Origin of the sequence: Ideonella sp. A 288 (genome assembly GCF_002198735.1) — a bacterium.
In the GTDB taxonomy this organism is placed as follows: Bacteria; Pseudomonadota; Gammaproteobacteria; order Burkholderiales; family Burkholderiaceae_C; genus Pseudaquabacterium.
In genome coordinates this window covers 1-16,767 of record NZ_MWLO01000060.1, presented here as the reverse complement: position 1 = coordinate 16,767, position 16,767 = coordinate 1, and the positions used below count along the sequence as shown (strand labels likewise).

Here is a 16,767-nt window from a genome sequence, read left to right as displayed (position 1 = left end):
AGTCGGGGGCAATGGCGGCAACGGTCCAGCGCGGGGCGGGGTCAGCGGTCCAGCACTGGGCGCTTCAGCGATCGAGCGCGGGGCGCTTGGGGTCGAAGGTCCAGCCGGGCACGAGGTACTGCATGGCCACGGCGTCATTGCGCGAGCCCAGGCCGTGCTGCAGGTAGAGCTGGTGAGCCTTCTCCACCTCGGCCATGTCGAGCTCGATGCCCAGGCCGGGCCGCTGCGGCACCTGCACGTGGCCGCCGACGATCTGCAGCGGCTCCTTCGTCAGGCGCTGGCCGTCCTGCCAGATCCAGTGCGTGTCGATGGCCGTGACCTTGCCCGGCGCGGCCGCGCCGACGTGGGTGAACATGGCCAGCGAGACGTCGAAATGGTTGTTCGAATGCGAGCCCCAGGTCAGGCCCCAGTCGCGGCAGGTCTGGGCCACGCGCACGCTGCCGGCCATGGTCCAGAAGTGCGGGTCGGCCAGGGGAATGTCCACCGATTGCAGCGACAGCGCATGGCTGAGCTGCCGCCAGTCGGTGGCCACCATGTTGGTGGCCGTGGGCAGGCCGGTGGCGCGGCGGAACTCGGCCATCACCTCGCGGCCCGAGAAGCCGGCCTCGGCTCCGCAGGGGTCTTCGGCATAGGCCACCACGCCGCGCAGGTCGCGCATCAGGCGCACGGCGTCCTTCAGCAGCCAGCCGCCGTTGGGGTCGATCGTCACCCGGGCCTGCGGAAAGCGCTGATGCAGCGCGGTGACGGCCTCGATCTCCTCCTCGCCGCGCAGCACGCCGCCCTTCAACTTGAAGTCGTCGAAGCCGTAGCGCTCGCGCGCCGCCTCGGCCAGGCGCACGATGGCCTCGGGGGTCATCGCGGCCTCGTGGCGCAGGCGGCACCAGTCGTCGGTGGCGCCGGGCTCGCTGGCGTAGGGCAGGTCGGTCTTCGTGCGGTCACCGACGTAGAACAGGTAGCCCAGCATCTCGACCGCGTCGCGCTGCTGCCCCTCGCCCAGCAGCGCGGCCACCGGCACGTCGAGGTGCTGGCCCAGCAGGTCGAGCAGCGCCGATTCGATGGCGGTGACGGCGTGGATGGTGGTGCGCAGGTCGAAGGTCTGCAGCCCGCGGCCGCCGCTGTCGCGGTCGGCGAAGGCCGCCTGCACCTGCTGCAGCAGGCGCTGGTGCGCGCCGAGCGGCTGGCCGACCACCAGGGTGGCGGCGTCCTGCAGCGTCTGGCGGATCGTCTCGCCGCCGGGCACCTCGCCCACGCCGGTGCGGCCGGCGCTGTCGGTGAGCAGCAGCAGGTTGCGGGTGAAGAACGGGCCGTGCGCGCCGCTCAGGTTGAGCAGCATGCTGTCGCGGCCGGCGACCGGGATGGCACGCAGCGAGGTGATGCGCGGGGTGGACGACACACTCATGGCAGCTTTCGATCAATGGCAGGGTCGGCGTGAGCTCGGCGGTGGCCACCCAGCGGACGCCGCGGGACCGGCTTCGCCGGGCCGCTGGCGCTCCGGGGGTGGGCCCATCAATCTGCGGTGATCTTGCCGACCTCGATCACCGTCTTCCAACGCGCAAACTCGGCGGCCTGGAAAGCGGTGAACTGCTCGGGCGTGTTGGCGACGATCTCGAAGCCCAGGTCGAGCAGCTTGGTCTTGACGGCGGGGTCGTTCAGGCCGGCGACGATGGCCTCGTGCAGCCGGGCCTTGATGTCCGCCGGCAGACCCTTGGGCGCGGCGAAGGCCTGCCACGAGGTGACGGTGACGCCCTCGAGGCCGCTCTCCTTCATCGTGGGCACGTCGGGCAGCAGCGGCGAGCGCTTGGTGCTGGTGATGGCCAGCGCGCGCAGCTTGCCGGCCTTGATGTTGGGCAGCCCGGTGTTGATGTTCATGAAGGTGGCATCGACCTGCCCGCCCAGCAGGTCGGACATCGCCGGCGCGCCGCCCTTGTAGGGGATGTGCAGGCCGGTGGTGCCGGTCTGCTGCCAGAACAGTTCGGCCGTGAGGTGGTCGCTGCTGCCGTTGCCGGCCGACGCGAAGCTCATCTTGCCGGGGTGGGCCCTGTGGTAGGCCAGCACGTCGGCCAGCGTCTTGTGCGGCGACGCGGCGGGCACCGCCAGCACGTTGGGCGCCTGCACGGCCACGCTGATGTAGTCGAAGTCCTTCAGCGGGTCGTAGGCCACGCCCTTGATCAGGTGCGGCCCGATCACGTAGGGGCCCAGCGACGACACGAACACCGTGTAGCCGTCGGCCGGGGCGCGCTTGGCCTGCGCCGCGGCCACCGTGCCGCCGGCACCGGCCTTGTTCTCGATGATGAAGGTGCCGCCCAGCTTCTCCTGCAGCTTGGGGGCCAGTGTGCGGGCGATCATGTCGGTGGAGCCACCGGGCGGGAACGGCACCAGCAGCGTCACCGGCTTGGACGGCCAGGCCTGCGCATGGGCGGTGCCAGCCAGGCCCAGCATGGCGCCGGACGCGGCCACGGCGGCCAGGGTGAGGGACGCGAGCAGAGGGTTCATGCGGTGTCTCGGGTGGGCGGCGACGGGGTCGGCGCGGGCTGGGGACGGGAGCGAAGTGCGGTAGCGCTACCAAATCCATGCGGATGGTAGCGCTACCTGCTCAGTCCATCAACCGCCGGAGTCTGCGGGTTTTCCCGGATTCGGTGGCCAGTCCGCCGGCACGCCGGGGCGTTCAGCGGGGCGGACCCCGGTGCGCCCACAACGGCCCTGCGAGGCTGCCTCGCAGGGGGTGGCGGGGGAAAGTCTCAGGTGCTCTCGCGCTCGACGATCGAGAAGCCGATGTCGATGACCCGCGGGTCCACCGCGCGGCCTTCGGCGCGGTCGACGATGAACTGCGCCGCCTGGCGGCCGATCTCGGCGCCCTTGATGTGCACGGTGGTCAGCGCCGGCGCCAGGTCGGCCGCGAACTCGAGGTCGCCGAAGCCGACCACGGCCAGGTCCTGCGGCACGCGCAGGCCCATCACCCGCGCCTCGGTGAGCACGCCCAGCGCCAGCAGGTCGGAACTGCAGAACACCGCGTCGATGTCGCGGGGCAGCGCCGGCTCGCCCGGTGCGGGGTCGCCGCGCCTGGCAGCCGAACGACGCGTCCTGGTGGCCGCAACAGGCGCGGCCACATCACCCCCGACCGCATCACGCCCGCCCGGGCGAGCCATCAGCCGCGCCAGCGCCTGGCGCCCGGACTTCAGCGTCGTCGGCGCGGGCACCAGCACCACCGCCACCTCGGGCAGCCCCAGCGCGCGCGTGGCCGCCACGAAGGCGTCGACGCGGCGCTTGGCGCGCTCGTCGTCACCGGCCACCACGCCGAAGCGGTGCCGGCCCTTGCTTTGCAGGAACGCGGCCACCGCGCGGCCGACCTCCACATGCGAGAAGCCCACCAGCATGTCGATCGGAGTGGGTGTCAGGTCCCAGGTCTCGACCACCGGGATGCCCGAGCCCAGCAGGCGCCGCCGGCCCTCGGCCGAGTGCAGGATGCCGGTGAGCACGATGCCGTCCGGCCGGCGGCCGATGATGGCCTCGAGCAGCGCGTCCTCCCTCGTGCCGCCATAGCCGGCCTGCCCCAGCATCAGCTGGTAGCCGCGATGCGCCAGCGCTTCGGTGAGCGACTGCACGGTCTCCAGGAACACCGGGCCCGAGATCGTGGGCACCACCGCCGCCACCAGCCGGCTGCGTCGCGAGGCCAGGCCGCCGGCCAGCAGGTTGGGCACGTAGCCGGTGCGCGCCACCGCGTCGGCCACCTTCTGGCGCACGTCGGCCGACACCTGCGCGGGCGTGTTGAGCGCGCGCGACGCGGTGATCGGCGCCACGCCGGCCAGCTTGGCCACGTCGTGCAGCGTGACCGCACCGCTGCCGCGCCGGGTGCGGCGGGGGGGGGTCGCGTCGTCCTGGGTCATCGACCCATTCTAGGCAGATGGCAGCGCTACCGGCGCGAACGGCCTGTGACGGGGATGCCGGCCGGATGCTCAGCGAAAGTCGGGGTTGTCGAACAGCGCCACGGCGCGGCCCTGCCCGGCGGCCCCGCTGGACAGCATCATGGCCACCTGGCCCCGCGGGCCGGGCACCACGCGGACCACGGCGCCGAACGGCACGGGCGCCCCCGGCAGCGGCACCAGACCATCCTCGATCAGCGAGAGCGTCGTCGCATCCAGCACGCCCACGCGGGACCGCTCCCTCTCCGACAGGCAGACCCAGCGATGGGCGCCAGGCAGCGCGCTGCAGCTGTGAATCGCCTGCCCGTCCGCGGCCGCGCGCAGCACCGCCAGGTCGCTGGCGCGGTGCAGCGCGGTCCCGGAGACCAGATCGCCGCCGGACAGCGACAGCGAGCGCCCGATCGAGATCGCCGACGCGGCCCGGACCGAATCGCCGAACCCGTCGGCCAGGACGGGCACCGCCAACAGCCTGGGCCCGACGGACCCATGCGAACCGTACATGAACAGTTGTGCGCCGTCGGGCGAGAACATCGCCGGGTTGTCGATGGACTCGGCTCGCAGGTCGGCCGGGTTCGGCGCGCGGGGTTGGAGCACCCCTTGCCGTATCAGGCGCAGGCCGGCGAAGCTGTCGCCGTGGTAGGCCAGGACATCGGCATCCGCCGGCGACACCGCCAGACTGAAGGCCCAGGTGCCGACCGGCAGCGCGATGCGCTGCCGCACCTGCAGATCGGGCAGCGACAGGCGCACGATCTCAGCCCGGTCGCGCAATGCCGCATACAGCGACCGGCCATCGGCCGACACCGCCACCGACGGCACGTCGGCACCCAGCGGCTCGGAGAACGCGGCCACGCCGGTGGCCGGATCGATGCGCGCGACCGTGCCGGGGTGGGCCGCGTCGCCCAGGCCGACACCGGCGTAGTAGTGGCCACCCGCCGGGTCAAACACCAGGTCGAGGTGTTCGAGCACCACTAGGCGCACCGTGCCGCCGTTCCAGGCCGTGTCGGCGGGCCTGCCGGCGAGCACGCCCCCGACGAGCAGCACCGGCCCCTCGTGCTGGACGAGGCTGGCTTCGGCCAGCACGCCCTGCCGCTGCGCCGAGATCAGCCCGGTGTGCGCGGCAAACGTCAGCGTCTCGTCGGCCTCGGAGCGCACGTCGGGCACGCCGAGGCGTGAGGACTGCACCACCATCACCGTGCGGTGCCTGAACCTGGCCCGGCGCTCGGCGCGACCGGCGCGCGTGGCGGTCTCGAACCCGACGAAGGTCTGGGTCAGTTCCAGACGGAAGCTCTCGGTGAACCCATCGCCGTCGAGATCTTTGTCCAGGCTGCCCTGGCGGACGATGGTCCGAACCGAGCCGACAGGATGGAACGGCGTCGGGAACAGCAGCGTGTCGCCGACGATGGCGCGAAACCCGGGCGGGGCGCCGTCGCCCATGAAGTCGAGCGCCACCAGCCCGTCCGCCCGACGCTGCCATCGCTCGGTGACCGGCGCGACGACAAGCTGCCCGGGCACGCTTTCCACCACGGTGAAGCGACCCTGCGCATCGGGTCCGAACACGACGTCGCGATGCACGTCGACATCGACCCCGAGTGGCCCGACCGTGCGGCTGCGATAGATCGCCTTGTCGGCGGTCGAGGCAACGAAGAAGTCGTCGGCGGCCACATCGATGCGCGGCCCGGGCGGTGCGATGTCCTGCACCACGCGCGCCAGCGGCGGGCGCGACGGGCTCGCGCTGTCACCACCCGAACCGCCGCCACCGCCGCAGGCGGTCAGCACCGCGGCCAGCGCCGAACAGGCCACGCCGCGCCAGCCGTGTCCCCGTGAGACTGCATTGCCCATGGTCCCCACCCTCCCGTCGAATGCTTTCCAGTGCGTGTCGGCAGACTCTAATACGGCAGGCGGTGGTCAGGCCACTGCGCCGCCCGGGAACAAGGGTCCGCGACGCCCTCGTGCGACATGCCGCTCAAGGCCGCTCGAACATGAAGCGCATGGCCAGCCGCCGCTCGCCCGTCGGCAACTGGCGCAGGTCGTCGATCAGGCGCTGCGCCGCGCCGCACTCGCGCGCATCGGCGCCAAAGCCGCGGCGCAAGGCCGGCAGTTGCGCGGGCGCCTGATCGCCCAGCGTGCGGCGCACCACCTCCAGTTCCAGCGCCGTGGGCGCGCGCGCCGGGCCATCGTGCGGGGGCCCGCGGGCGGCGTCCAGCAGCCAGGCGGCCTCGCGCTGCGCCAGCGCGGTGGGCAGGCTGCGGCGCACCGCGGCGTCGCCCAGCAGCACGCCGCGGCAGCTGCCGGGGCCCAGCGCCCGCGCCGCGGCCATCTGCTCGGCCCACAGCGCGACGAACTGCTCGCGCAGTTCGGCCCCGGCATCGAACAGCAGGTGCGGCAGCAGCACCTCGACCACGCGCTGGCCGGCCACCATCGTGTCGTCGAGCGGCGCACCGGCCTGGCGGCTGGCGTGCATGCGCGCGGCCGCGTCGGCGATGCTGCCGGGGTGGCGGCGATCGAGCGCCTGCCACACGAAGTGGGTGGACAGCGATTCGGCCAGATCCTGCGGCTGCATCGACTCGAGCGGCGGCAGGTCGACGTCCAGCGCGTTCGGCAGCGCGCTGAGCGCCCCGGAGGCCACCAGGTCGTCGTCCTCGGGCACCCACAGCCGGGCCAGGGGCGTGGCCATGGCCTTGGCAACGAAGCCGTCGGCCAGGCCCGCCGCGCGATAGCGATCGGCCTGCGCGCGCAGCGCCCAGCGCCGGGCCAGCGGGTTGAAGCTGGCCGGCGTCTCGCGGTGGAAACCCAGGCGCCCACCCGGCAGCACCTGCCGGCTGGCCCCGGCCATGAACACCAGCGCGCAGGCGTTGGTGCAGGCGCCGGCCACGCGCGTCTGCCAGCCCTGGCCGCGCAGCGCCGAGGCGATCTCGGCCGCCTCGGCAAAGCGGCCGCCGGGCAGGTCCAGCTCGAGCAGGCGCACGCGCGGCGCGGCGGCCATGGCCTGGCGCACGCGGGCCGCATCGCCCTGCCCCAGGTGGCCCTGCAGGCGCAGGCGCCTGCCGTCGACCGACAGGGTGGCCTGCACCTGGCCGCGCGGGTCGGCGCCGAAGGCCAGGCGCAGGTGATCGACCCCCTGCGGCACGAAGTGGATGGCGCAGGACACCGCCATGCCCAGCGCGGCCAGCGCCACCGCGAGCCGCGACACCGGCACCCACACCGGGTTCTGGCCGTGGCCCACGTGGCCAGCGGCCGACCGCCAGGCGACCAGCGCGCCCCAGGCCGTCAGGGCCAGCGCCAGGGGCCAGCCCAGCAGCAGCGCCACGCTGGCCACACGCAAGGCCGTGCCACCCTGCGTGGCCCAGGCCGCCAAGGCGGACAAGGCCAGGCTGGCCAGCAGCACCGGCAGCGCGAAGGCGCCCCAGAAGCTGATCGCCAAGGGGCGCTCGCCGCGCCAGAGCGATGCCGAGGCGGGGCCGGGTGCACCGGTCGGCCCGTCGGCCTCGTCATCGCGGGCGCCAATGGATCGGGCGGAGGCGTCCGGTGTCACTTGGCCTCACCCGTGGCCCGCTCGACGGCCATCTCCTGGATGGTCTTCTCGCCGGGCTTCATCACCAGATCGCGGATCGTCGATGCACGCGAGGCCGGCGCATCGGCCGACGCCGGCACGGGCTGCGCCGGCATCACCGTGACCGTGCCGCCGGTGACGGCCTGCGCCTGGGTGCCGGCCGGGCAGCTGCCGTCGGTGTAGACCACCGTGCCGCCGCCGACGCACTTGCGCAATCCGCCCGGCGGCCGCGCACCGGCGGGCGCCCTTGGGGCGGCGGCTGGCCCGTCGGCCGCGGTGCCGAGCGACGGCAACGCCGGTGTCGGCACGGTGGCAGCCGTCTGGCGCACGGTGTGGTGGACGAATTCCAGCACCTGGCGCACCGGCGCCACGTCCCGATACAGCCAGACCGCCCCGGCCAGCAGCGCCAACGGCAGCGCCCACAGGCTCGCTTTGCTTCGCATGGTGTGACCCTCTCCCTGATGCCGCCGGTCTTGGCGCCGTCGGTTCGATGGCGCGTCGGCCCGCCTCGGTGGGCGGATGCTCGGCAGCGCGGTGGAGTGTGCCCGAGCCCGGGTGGGGTTCGGTGCGACAGGCGCGGTCGGCGTGACTTATCGCAACACCGCGGAGACCCGGTCGAGCACGGCCTGCCGGCGTGGCGCGCCGACCCGGCCGGGGTGTGCCGACCGAGGGCGGCCTTCAGCAGATGTTGAACAGCACCGCGTGGCCGGCCTTGCCGGCACGGCGGTAAAAGGACACCAGCCCCAGGACGACGGCATACAACGACTCGAACGATTCACGCGTGTCCAGCACGGCATAGCGGTGTCGGAGCTCGTCCTTCGTCAGCACCGTCAACGCCTCGGCCGTGCGTTGGACATCGGCCGAGGCGGAGCAGCCCCCGCCCACGGGCACGGCGTCGGTGATGTCGACGCCGCAGGCGTTCTCGGGCCCGAGCAGCTTGGTGAGCTCGTGCCACACCGCCTCGCCGCCTGTGAAGCAATCGGCAGGCCGCTCCGGCAAACCGTTGCGCAGGAAGGCCTCACCGTCGAGCTGGCCGGACAGGATGCGCGTCAACTGGTCGTCGGACAGCGCGTAGAAATCACCACCGTAGCTCACGTCGCGTTCTCCTTGCACACCAGCGCAGAGTCTAGCAGCGAAAATCAGCGGCTCCGGCCAGGGCATCTCCTGTGTGGCGGCGCTGCGCCCGCATCGGTGCGCCGCTGGGTTGGGCGCTGCCGAGGCTGCGTCGTCGGCCCGTCGCGGCGGAGCTGTTCCACACAGATCGACACCACTGTGCCTCACCCGACCCCGTCCGAGGATTGACACGACGCGGGCGGCTGTCGAACATCCGTGCCTTCGCAACCTCTTCGCCTGAAGGGACCGCATGGCAGGCCTTCCTCCCACGCCTTTCGGCAGCGACTCGGGATTTCCGGTGCTGGATCGCGGCACCGGCTCGCTGATGTCCTGCCCGGCGCCGTCGAGCGTGTGCGCCTCGCGCACCGAGGCGCTGCACGACGAGCTGACACCGATCGCCCGGTACATGGCCGGCGAGATGAACACCAATGCCGGCGGCGCCGACGTGCGGCGCATGGCGGAACTGAACGCCACCTCCGGCCGGCAGTGCATCGCCGAGTTCACGCGCCTGCCACTGTGGCGGCAGGTCTTGGGCCTGGGCATCACGCCCGAGCAATGCCAGCAGATCGAGATCAGCAGCCACATGGCCGCGCTGCTGGACTGGGCCGTGCTGGTCCGCCAGGACGGGCCCTGGGACCACAAGCCGCTGATTGCCCGGCGCTTTCACCCCCGCGCGCCGGCCGTGCAGCACTGGCACCTGTACCGCGACACGCTGTACTTCTACGACGTCTGGTCGAACCTGCACTACGGCTATGTGGGCCGGGCCGCAGGCTTCAGCGATGCGCAGTTGCTGGATGGCGCGGGGCTCGAGCAGATCGGCTCCAACCTGCTGCGCGGCAACCTCACCCAAGGCTCGTCCGGGGTGGGCGGACTGCGGCGCTACGACAACCCCGAAGACCGGGTGGCCATCGAGGCCGGCATGGCCTTGCAGCGCCGACGACCCAGCCAGGTCAAGGCCAGTGACCTGATGTCGTGGGTGGTGAACAACCCGCGCATCACCACCAAGCCCTATGCGCCCTGACGGCTTCGCCGTGGCGGTGCTGGCGTGCTTGGCCCTGGCGGCCTGCGGCCTGCGCGACGGCGCCGGCGTGCAGGTCGAAATCGAGTTCGCCGGTGGGCCGGCGCAGCCGCCGCTGACCGATGTGTCGGTGATCGTGGGCGGCGACAAGTTCCGCTGGGGTGACGTGCCGCGCCAGGCGCCGCAGCGCGTGACCCTGGCCCCCGGGACGCAGGACGACCGGCAGCTGACGCTGATGTTCCGGCTGGACGGCGCCGCCCGGGTGTGGGAAGGGCCGAAGCTGCCGGCCGGCACCGCCTACAAGCTGCGCGCCGTGATCGCGCCCGACGGCAGCGTCAGCGAGCGCCACTGCCTGGTGCCGTGCACGCTGTGAACCGCGGGGCGGCCCCCACCAACTGACCAGGCCGTGCAGCAGGCCAGGCCGCCGCGGCCCTGGCCGCTCACCGCGGCGCCGGCACCGTGGGCATCGCCACGCCGCCGGCCCGCGCCCTCAGCACGTCCAGCGCCAGGCTGGGTGGCTTGCCGCCCAGCAGCGGGCCCGAGAACCGATCCCACACCGCACGCGCCCGCTCGGCGTGGCCGCTGCCCAGGTGGCCCAGCATGGCCATGCCCAACAGATATCGAGAGCGTGTCTCAGTACCGCCCTGCCCCGCCGCCAGCAGGCCCTCGGCAGTGGCGCCAAAGCCCGCCGCATCCCGCGCCGCCACCTGCCGCAGCAACTGCGGCCAGGCCGCCGCCGCACCGGCCGGCGGCTGCAGACAGGCGGCCCCGGCCAGCGCGTCGAGCACGCGCCCGCCCTCGCTCACCGACAGGTAGGGCAGCACCTTCAGCGCCAGCCCGGCGGCGGCAAAGCCGCGGTCGCCCAGCGGCGGGTCGGCGCAGGCGGCCAGCACCTGCCGGCCCTGCGCCGCCAAATCGGGTGGCAGTCCGGCGGGCACCGGCAGCACCTGCGCCAGGGGGGCCGGGCCCAGCAGCGCGTCGGCCACCTGCCGCGCCGCCAGCGCGGGCGGCTCGTGGCCCAGGTGCTGGTTGATGCTCAGCCCCGACGGCGTGGCCAGCGGCGGGCGCGCGCCCAGCACCTCCACCAGCGGGTAGGCCGACGTGGCCAGGCCCGGCAGTTCGTGCCACTGCGCGCCCACGAAGCGGTCGTGGTCGGCGTGGCTGTCCAGGTAGGGCGCAAAGTCGGAGTTGGCGGGCACGGGCTGCGCGTCGAGCCAGGGTTTGAGCAGCGCGCGGTTGCCGACCACGCGGTAGGTGATGTCCGACGGCGTGGCCACCGCAATGCGGCGCAGCTGGCCACGGATGGCCGGCGACAGGCGGTCGAAGGCGTCGGGCTGCAGCGCCACCTTGCCGCGCGGGCTGGCCACGATCAGGATGTCGGATCGGTCGAGCGCGACGACGAGGTAGTCGCCGAAGACCTGGTCCACCGCCTTCAGCACCGACACCACGCGGTCGGGGTGCGTCTCGTACACCTGCAGCCACTGCGCGAACAGCCCGCCCTCGGCCAGGTAGCGGCTGACGTGGCGGTAGAACTCCACCGAGAACAGCCCGGCCACGCCGCTGACCCAGGGGTTGCTGGGCTCCGAGACGATGAGGTCGTAGGTCTTGCCGTGCGACGCGAAGAAGGACTTGGCGTCGTCGATGTGCACCACACTGCGCGGGTCGTCGTAGTTGCGGCGGTTCAGGGCGCCGAAGTGGCGCGCCATCTCGACCATCACCGGCTCGATCTCGACCGTGTCCATGCGCTCGACGCGCGGGTCGCCCAGGATCAGGTCGCCGGTGATGCCGGCGCCGAAGCCGATGTTGGCCACGCGCCTGGGGCTGTCGTGCAACATCAGCGGCAGCGTGCCGATCAGCGCCATCGTCACCTCGTCCAGCGAGTGGCCGCCGGTAGCGCTCATGCCGCCCACCATGGCCGACGCATCGGGCTTGCCGTTGGTGCGCAGCACCATGGTGGCGCCGTTCAACTCCACCGACACGGTGGCCGTCTTGCCGTGGGCCAGCGCGAGCACCTGCCCGGCGATGCGCGCCTCGCCGCTGCGGAACACGCCCGAGGCCAGCTTTTGCGGGTTGAAGGTGCTGGCCACCGCCACCGTGGCCGCGGCACTGCCCAGCAGGGCCGCCCCGGCCAACTGAAAGCGCGCCCGGCCGCCATACACCACCAGCAGCAGCACGCCCAGCGCCACGTCCACCATCGCGCCGCTGGCCACCAGGTATTCCAGCCCGAACACGGGCATGCCGATGTGCACCGCGAAGGCCAGGCCGCAGATCGCCCCCAGCGTGTTGGCGCCGTACACCAGGCCGATGGCGCGCTCGCCCTGGCCCGGCCTATCGAACAGGATGCGGGTGACCAGCGGCAGCGTCATGCCGGCACAGAACGCGGCCGGGAACATGATCAGCGACGCGATGCCGTAGCGCAGCCCGTTGAACAGCGCATAGCCGGTGTCGGTCTTGGGCGCGGCCTGCACGGCCCAGGCCACCAGGTCGAAGCTGGCGCTGTGCAGCGGCACCGTCGCCAGCGCGGCGCAGCCCATCACGATCTGGATGTGGCCGAGCATCCGGCCCGGGTGGGCTGCGCCGTCGATGCGCTTGCGAATCCACGCGCCGCCCAGCGCCAGGCCCAGGATGAAGGACGACAGCATCAGCTCGAACGAATGCGTGGCGCTGCCCAGCACCAGCGACAGCATGCGGATCCAGGCCACCTCGTAGACGAAGGACGACGCGCCGGTGAGCGCCGACACCAGCAGCAGCAGCAGCTCGAGGCGACCCAACGGCGCGCGGGCGCGCGGCATCGCGCCGCCCTGCGTGGCGGCCACGGCGCCGGCGCCTCGCCACACCACCGCGGCGATGGCCAGGTTCAGCGTGCCGGCCACCGCCATCGTGGCGGGCAGGCCCAGGTGTGGCACCAGCACGAAGCCCGAGGCCAGCACGCCCAGGGCGCCGCCCAGGCTGTTGGCGAAGTACAGCGTGGCCAGCGAGCGGCCGGTGGCGGCCTCGTCGGCGCGCGTGGCCGCCGCGGCGAACAGCGGGAAGGTGGCGCCCAGCAGCACCGACTGCGGCAGGATCAGCAGCGTGGCGAGCAGCCACTTGAGCGCGGTGAAGGTGCCCCCTTGCAGCTGCTGCGCCTGGGCCACGGCGTAGAAGCCCTCGGTGGACGAGGTGTACACGGCGTGGAAGGCCCAGGCCAGCATGCCGATGGCCGCTTCGATGGCTGCATAGGCCCGCAACGGGTGGCGGATGCCGGCGCTGCGCCGCGCGGCCAGGGCCGCGCCGATGGCCATGCCGCCCATGAAGATGGCCAGCACCAGCGTCTGCGCATGGGCGGCGTGGCCCAGGAAGAGCTTGAGGTAGTGCGTCCAGATCGACTCGTAGATCAGCCCGGCGAAGCCGGACGCGAAGAAGACCAGGCCGAGGGTGGTGCTGCGTGGAAGCGCCATGGCAGGAAAGATCTAGACCTTGATGAAGAGGCGCCGGCGGTGCAGCCAGGCGGCCAGCGCCCAGTAGACCCCAAGATGGGCCACGGCGAAGGCCAGCGAGCCCAGGCGTGGGTCGGGCGCCAGGTCGGCGAACACGGTGCGATACAGCCAGGGCAGCACGGAAGTGAAGCGCGGCCGGCCCTCGCCATCGACGCCGTCGCCCCAGCGCAGCAGCGCCAGCGCGCGAGGCACCAGCCCGCTGAGCACGAAGACGAAGAGCGCATTGGTGCCGAAGGCCTCGCAGAAGCGCACCCAGGCCGGCGGGCGCTCGCCGGGCACGGCGCGCAGGTCGAGCCGCCACACCAGCGTGGCCAGCGCGGCGATGGCCAGTGCGGTGTTCAGCAGCACGTAGCTCGAGGTCCACAGCTTCTTGTTGATGGGCATGGCCAGTTGCCACAGGTAGGCCGCCACGCCGAGGCCCACCGCGGCGACGAAGAGGCGCGCCACGGTGTCGGCGGTGGGTTGGGCCGCCTGCAGCCGCTGGCCGACCCACCAGCCCAGCAGCACCTGTGCGATGGCCGGTGCCGTGCTGGCCAGGCCTTCGGGGTCGAAGGGCACACCCTCGCCGCGGTACAGGTGCGAGGTGCCGAGCAGCGCCTTGTCGACCGCGGTGCCGAACCAGCCCGCCAGGCTGTAGGGGTCGGCCGGATCGCCCAGGTAGACACAGGCGGCCCAGTAGCCGAGCAGCAGTGCCGCCGCGGCCACCAGCGCGCCGCGCGCCCCGGCCAGCCAGACGATGGCCGCCGCGGCACCCCAGGCCAGCGCGATGCGCTGCAGCACCCCCATCGTGCGCAGCGTGGACCAGTCGCGCGCCACCAGGTCGCCCGCCGCATCCCAACGCACGAAGGGCGCAGCATTGACCAGCAACCCCAACGCGAAGATCGCACCCGTGCGCCACAGCAGCTTGCGCCAGAACACCGCCGGCGGGCCGGCCTGCAGCCCGGGCATCACGATGGCCAGCGCATTGCCCACCGCGAACAGGAAGAACGGGAACACCAGGTCGGTGGGGGTGCAGCCGTGCCAGGCCGCATGGGCCAGCGGCGGGTACAGGTGCGACCAGCTGCCGGGGTGGTTCACCAGGATCATCAGCGCCACCGTGGCGCCGCGCAGCACGTCGAGCGAGCGGATGCGGTCGCGCATGGCCAACGGCGGGCGGGCTAGTCCTGCAGCGCGCCGTGCACGCTGCCACCGGCGGCCAGCAGGCGGGCCTGGGCCGCGTCGGCGTCGCACTGGCAGCGCAGCATCACGATGGCCACCTTGACGCGCCAGTCGCAGCGCGCCAGCGCAGCCTGGGCTGCCGCGGCATCGGCGCCGCTGGCCTGCGCGGCCAGCCGCACCGCGCGGGCACGCAGCTTGGCGTTGGTGGCGCGCAGGTCCACCATCAGGTTGCCGTGCACCTTGTGCAGCCGCACCATCAGCGCACTGGACAGTGTGTTCAGCGCGATCTTCTGCGCCGTGCCGGCCTTCAGCCGCGTGCTGCCGGAGATGGCCTCGGGGCCGGTGTCGAGCACGATGCCGATGTCGGCGCCGGTGGCCAGCGGCGCGCCGGGGCTGTTGGCCAGGCCGACCGTCAGCGACCCGGCGGCGCGCGCGGCCCGCAGCGCGCCCAGCACAAAGGGCGTGGCCCCCGAGGCGGCGAGCAGCAGCACCACGTCGTGCGCACCGGGCCCCAGGGCCCGCAGGTCGGCGGCGCCCTGGTCGCCGTCGTCCTCGGCGCCCTCGGCAGACTGGAACATCGCGCCCAGGCCGCCCGCCAGCACGGCCACGGCGCGCTCGCGCGGCCACGAGAAGGTGGGCGGCAGCTCGACACTGTCCAGCACGCCCAGGCGCCCGCTGGTGCCCGCGCCCACGTAGATCAATCGGCCGCCGGCCTGCAGGCGCGGCAGCGCGGCATCGACCACCTGCGCCAGCGGCGCGATCACCGCCTGCACCGCGGCCACCGCCTCGCGCTGGTCGTCGGCCAGCGCAGCCACCAGGTCGGCGGTGGTGTAGCGGTCGAGCATCGGGTGGCGCTCGCTGGCCAGTTCGGTGCGGGGCAGGGTCATGGTGGTGGGTCAGTGGCCGTCGGGCGTGGGCAACAGGTGCGGCGCGAGCCTGGCGCTCGATGCGGCGCCATCGCGGCCGCGGGGTGGTCGGACGACGATGGGCAGGAAGGGGCGCAGCGCGATCATGGCGTCCACACCGCCGCCGGCCCTTCGAGGCCCAGCGCGTTGACAGCGCGCACCACCAGCAGATCGGCGCCGGGCGAGACCGTGGCCGCGGGCGTGGCGGGTACCACCTCGAAGCGCCACTCGCCCGCGCGGCGGCGCCACACCGACCACAGCGCGGGCGGGCGTCCAGGGGCGGCACCGGGCTCGAGGGCGAGCTCGCCGTTCGCGCCACGCCGCAGCGTGGGCGCGGGCGGGCGGGCGGTGCCCAGCCAGGGCGTGGCCGGCACCAGCGCGGCCTGCGAGTAGGGGCCCGCGCGCAGCCAGGTGGCGATGCCGTCGCGGTCCTGCATCAGTGGGGCCATGCTGAAGTGCAGGTGGCCACCGGCGCCCTGCCCGGCCCGGGCGCGCACGCGTTCCACCTGCTGCAGCACCTCGGCCGCGGCCCAGGGCGTGGTGTTGGTGCCGCTGCCGGCCGGCGCGCCCACCATGCTGGTGAACAGGCCCGGCCACACATGGCGCCGCCGCGGGTTCTGCGCCAGCCAGTAGTCGAGCAGCACCTCGAAGGCCTGCGGCGCGCGGTCGATCGGCCAGTACAGCTGCGGCGCCAGGTAGTCGAGCCAGCCCTCGGCGAGCCAGCGCTCGACGTCGGCGAACAGCTTGTCGTACTGGCTGAAGCCGCTGATGCCCGGCGGCCGCAGCGACGGCTTGCCCAGGCCGAAGGGGCTGATGCCCACGCGCAGCTCGGGCTTGATGGCCCGCACCGTGCGGTGCAGCGCCTCGACGAAGCGGTCCACCTGCTCGCGGCGCCAGTCGGCCCGCTCGAGCGTGCCGCCGCCGGCGCGGTAGCGCTGCCAGGCCGGCTCGTCGGGAAAGGGCAGCTCGGCGCCGTCGGGGCCGTCGGCGGGCACGGCCTTCACCGGGTAGGGGTAGAAGTAGTCGTCGATGTGCACGCCGTCGATGTCGTAGCGGCGGGCCACGTCGGCCACCACGGCCAGCGTCTGCGCCACCGCGTCGGGCTCGGCCGGATCCATCCACAGCTGGTCGCCATAACGCTTGACCGCATGGGGCCTGGTCACACCGATGTGCTGCGGCGCCAGCGGCGAGCGCGCCATCGAGTGCCGCGCGCGGTAGGGGTTGAACCAGGCGTGCAGCTCGAGCCCGCGCTGGTGCGCCTCGGCCACCCAGATTGCCAGGGGATCGTCCAGCGGCGCGGGCGCGCGGCCCTGGGCGCCGGTGAGGTACTCGCTCCAGGGTTCGATGGCGCTGGCGTACAGCGCATCGCCCGAGGTGCGCACCTGCAGCACGATGGCGTTCAGGCCGATGGCGCGGGCGCGGTCGAGCAGGGCCACGATCTCGGCGCGCCACGCGGCGTTGGGCAGGCCGGGCTTGCTGGGCCAGTCGATGTTGTTGACCGTGGCCACCCACGCGGCGCGGAACTCTCGCGGCGAGGCCGGCGGCTGCGCCAGGCCGGCGGGCAGGTCGGCGCGCAGTTCGGGCGGCAGGTCGGGCACGGCGGGCGCTGGCGGTGGTGGCGGTGGCG

At 73.3% G+C, this 16,767-nt stretch carries 13 protein-coding genes; 2 read left to right on the top strand and 11 right to left on the bottom strand.

Features of this window, described 5'->3' with window-relative positions; translation table 11 throughout:
* Positions 1–64: 64 nt before the first annotated feature.
* The 7 genes from gudD to EOINJALH_RS03365 all read right to left on the bottom strand — a co-directional run bounded on the left by gudD (position 65) and on the right by EOINJALH_RS03365 (position 8,565).
* On the bottom strand, positions 65–1,399 hold the full coding sequence (gene gudD, locus EOINJALH_RS03395; RefSeq protein WP_088278905.1) for a glucarate dehydratase: 1,335 nt from the start codon (positions 1,397–1,399) through the stop codon (positions 65–67).
* A gap of 107 nt (positions 1,400–1,506) precedes the next feature.
* A complete protein-coding gene (locus EOINJALH_RS03390; protein ID WP_088278904.1) occupies positions 1,507–2,493 on the bottom strand; it encodes a tripartite tricarboxylate transporter substrate binding protein in 987 nt (328 codons plus the stop codon).
* A gap of 245 nt (positions 2,494–2,738) precedes the next feature.
* Positions 2,739–3,884, bottom strand: a complete 1,146-nt coding sequence (locus EOINJALH_RS03385; protein ID WP_088278903.1) for a LacI family DNA-binding transcriptional regulator — start codon at positions 3,882–3,884, stop codon at positions 2,739–2,741.
* A 69-nt stretch (positions 3,885–3,953) separates the two neighbouring features.
* Positions 3,954–5,759, bottom strand: coding sequence for a hypothetical protein (locus tag EOINJALH_RS03380; RefSeq protein WP_088278902.1), 1,806 nt, complete (start codon positions 5,757–5,759; stop codon positions 3,954–3,956).
* A gap of 124 nt (positions 5,760–5,883) precedes the next feature.
* Positions 5,884–7,341: a hypothetical protein gene (locus EOINJALH_RS03375; RefSeq protein WP_088278901.1), complete on the bottom strand. Its 1,458-nt coding sequence runs from the start codon at positions 7,339–7,341 to the stop codon at positions 5,884–5,886.
* A 107-nt stretch (positions 7,342–7,448) separates the two neighbouring features.
* Complete coding sequence (locus tag EOINJALH_RS03370; protein ID WP_088278900.1) at positions 7,449–7,913, bottom strand: hypothetical protein; 465 nt, start codon at positions 7,911–7,913, stop codon at positions 7,449–7,451.
* A 235-nt stretch (positions 7,914–8,148) separates the two neighbouring features.
* Entirely contained in the window at positions 8,149–8,565 is a 417-nt protein-coding gene (locus EOINJALH_RS03365) for a DUF1877 family protein (RefSeq protein WP_144289841.1), read from the bottom strand.
* A 268-nt stretch (positions 8,566–8,833) separates the two neighbouring features.
* Between EOINJALH_RS03365 and EOINJALH_RS03360 the strand changes: the two genes are divergently transcribed.
* Complete coding sequence (locus EOINJALH_RS03360; protein ID WP_088278898.1) at positions 8,834–9,604, top strand: polymorphic toxin type 44 domain-containing protein; 771 nt, start codon at positions 8,834–8,836, stop codon at positions 9,602–9,604.
* Positions 9,594–9,974, top strand: a complete 381-nt coding sequence (locus EOINJALH_RS03355; RefSeq protein WP_088278897.1) for a hypothetical protein — start codon at positions 9,594–9,596, stop codon at positions 9,972–9,974. The genes EOINJALH_RS03360 and EOINJALH_RS03355 overlap by 11 nt, the downstream gene beginning before the upstream one ends.
* Positions 9,975–10,041: 67 nt before the next feature.
* Here EOINJALH_RS03355 and EOINJALH_RS03350 read toward each other — a convergent pair whose 3' ends face one another.
* The 4 genes from EOINJALH_RS03350 to EOINJALH_RS03335 form a co-directional block, all read right to left on the bottom strand.
* Positions 10,042–13,038: a spermidine synthase gene (locus tag EOINJALH_RS03350; RefSeq protein WP_088278896.1), complete on the bottom strand. Its 2,997-nt coding sequence runs from the start codon at positions 13,036–13,038 to the stop codon at positions 10,042–10,044.
* Between the two features lie 12 nt (positions 13,039–13,050).
* Positions 13,051–14,217 (bottom strand): acyltransferase family protein, encoded by a 1,167-nt coding sequence (locus tag EOINJALH_RS03345; RefSeq protein WP_088278895.1) that lies wholly within the window; start codon positions 14,215–14,217, stop codon positions 13,051–13,053.
* Positions 14,218–14,234: 17 nt separating this feature from the next.
* Positions 14,235–15,122, bottom strand: a complete 888-nt coding sequence (locus EOINJALH_RS03340; protein WP_404872730.1) for an N-acetylmuramic acid 6-phosphate etherase — start codon at positions 15,120–15,122, stop codon at positions 14,235–14,237.
* A 122-nt stretch (positions 15,123–15,244) separates the two neighbouring features.
* Positions 15,245–16,767: glycoside hydrolase family 10 protein (locus tag EOINJALH_RS03335; protein WP_144289840.1), on the bottom strand; the 1,523-nt coding region annotated here is incomplete at its 5' end.

Excerpts from the sequence above, each read along its gene's own strand:
- gudD (WP_088278905.1), bottom strand. The coding sequence starts at position 1,399 with ATGAGTGTGTCGTCCACCCCGCGCATCACCTCGCTGCGTGCCATCCCG.
- EOINJALH_RS03390 (WP_088278904.1), bottom strand. The coding sequence starts at position 2,493 with ATGAACCCTCTGCTCGCGTCCCTCACCCTGGCCGCCGTGGCCGCGTCC.
- EOINJALH_RS03385 (WP_088278903.1), bottom strand. The coding sequence starts at position 3,884 with ATGACCCAGGACGACGCGACCCCCCCCCGCCGCACCCGGCGCGGCAGC.
- EOINJALH_RS03380 (WP_088278902.1), bottom strand. The coding sequence starts at position 5,759 with ATGGGCAATGCAGTCTCACGGGGACACGGCTGGCGCGGCGTGGCCTGT.
- EOINJALH_RS03370 (WP_088278900.1), bottom strand. The coding sequence starts at position 7,913 with ATGCGAAGCAAAGCGAGCCTGTGGGCGCTGCCGTTGGCGCTGCTGGCC.
- EOINJALH_RS03360 (WP_088278898.1), top strand. The coding sequence starts at position 8,834 with ATGGCAGGCCTTCCTCCCACGCCTTTCGGCAGCGACTCGGGATTTCCG.
- EOINJALH_RS03355 (WP_088278897.1), top strand. The coding sequence starts at position 9,594 with ATGCGCCCTGACGGCTTCGCCGTGGCGGTGCTGGCGTGCTTGGCCCTG.
- EOINJALH_RS03350 (WP_088278896.1), bottom strand. The coding sequence starts at position 13,038 with ATGGCGCTTCCACGCAGCACCACCCTCGGCCTGGTCTTCTTCGCGTCC.
- EOINJALH_RS03345 (WP_088278895.1), bottom strand. The coding sequence starts at position 14,217 with ATGCGCGACCGCATCCGCTCGCTCGACGTGCTGCGCGGCGCCACGGTG.
- EOINJALH_RS03340 (WP_404872730.1), bottom strand. The coding sequence starts at position 15,122 with ATGACCCTGCCCCGCACCGAACTGGCCAGCGAGCGCCACCCGATGCTC.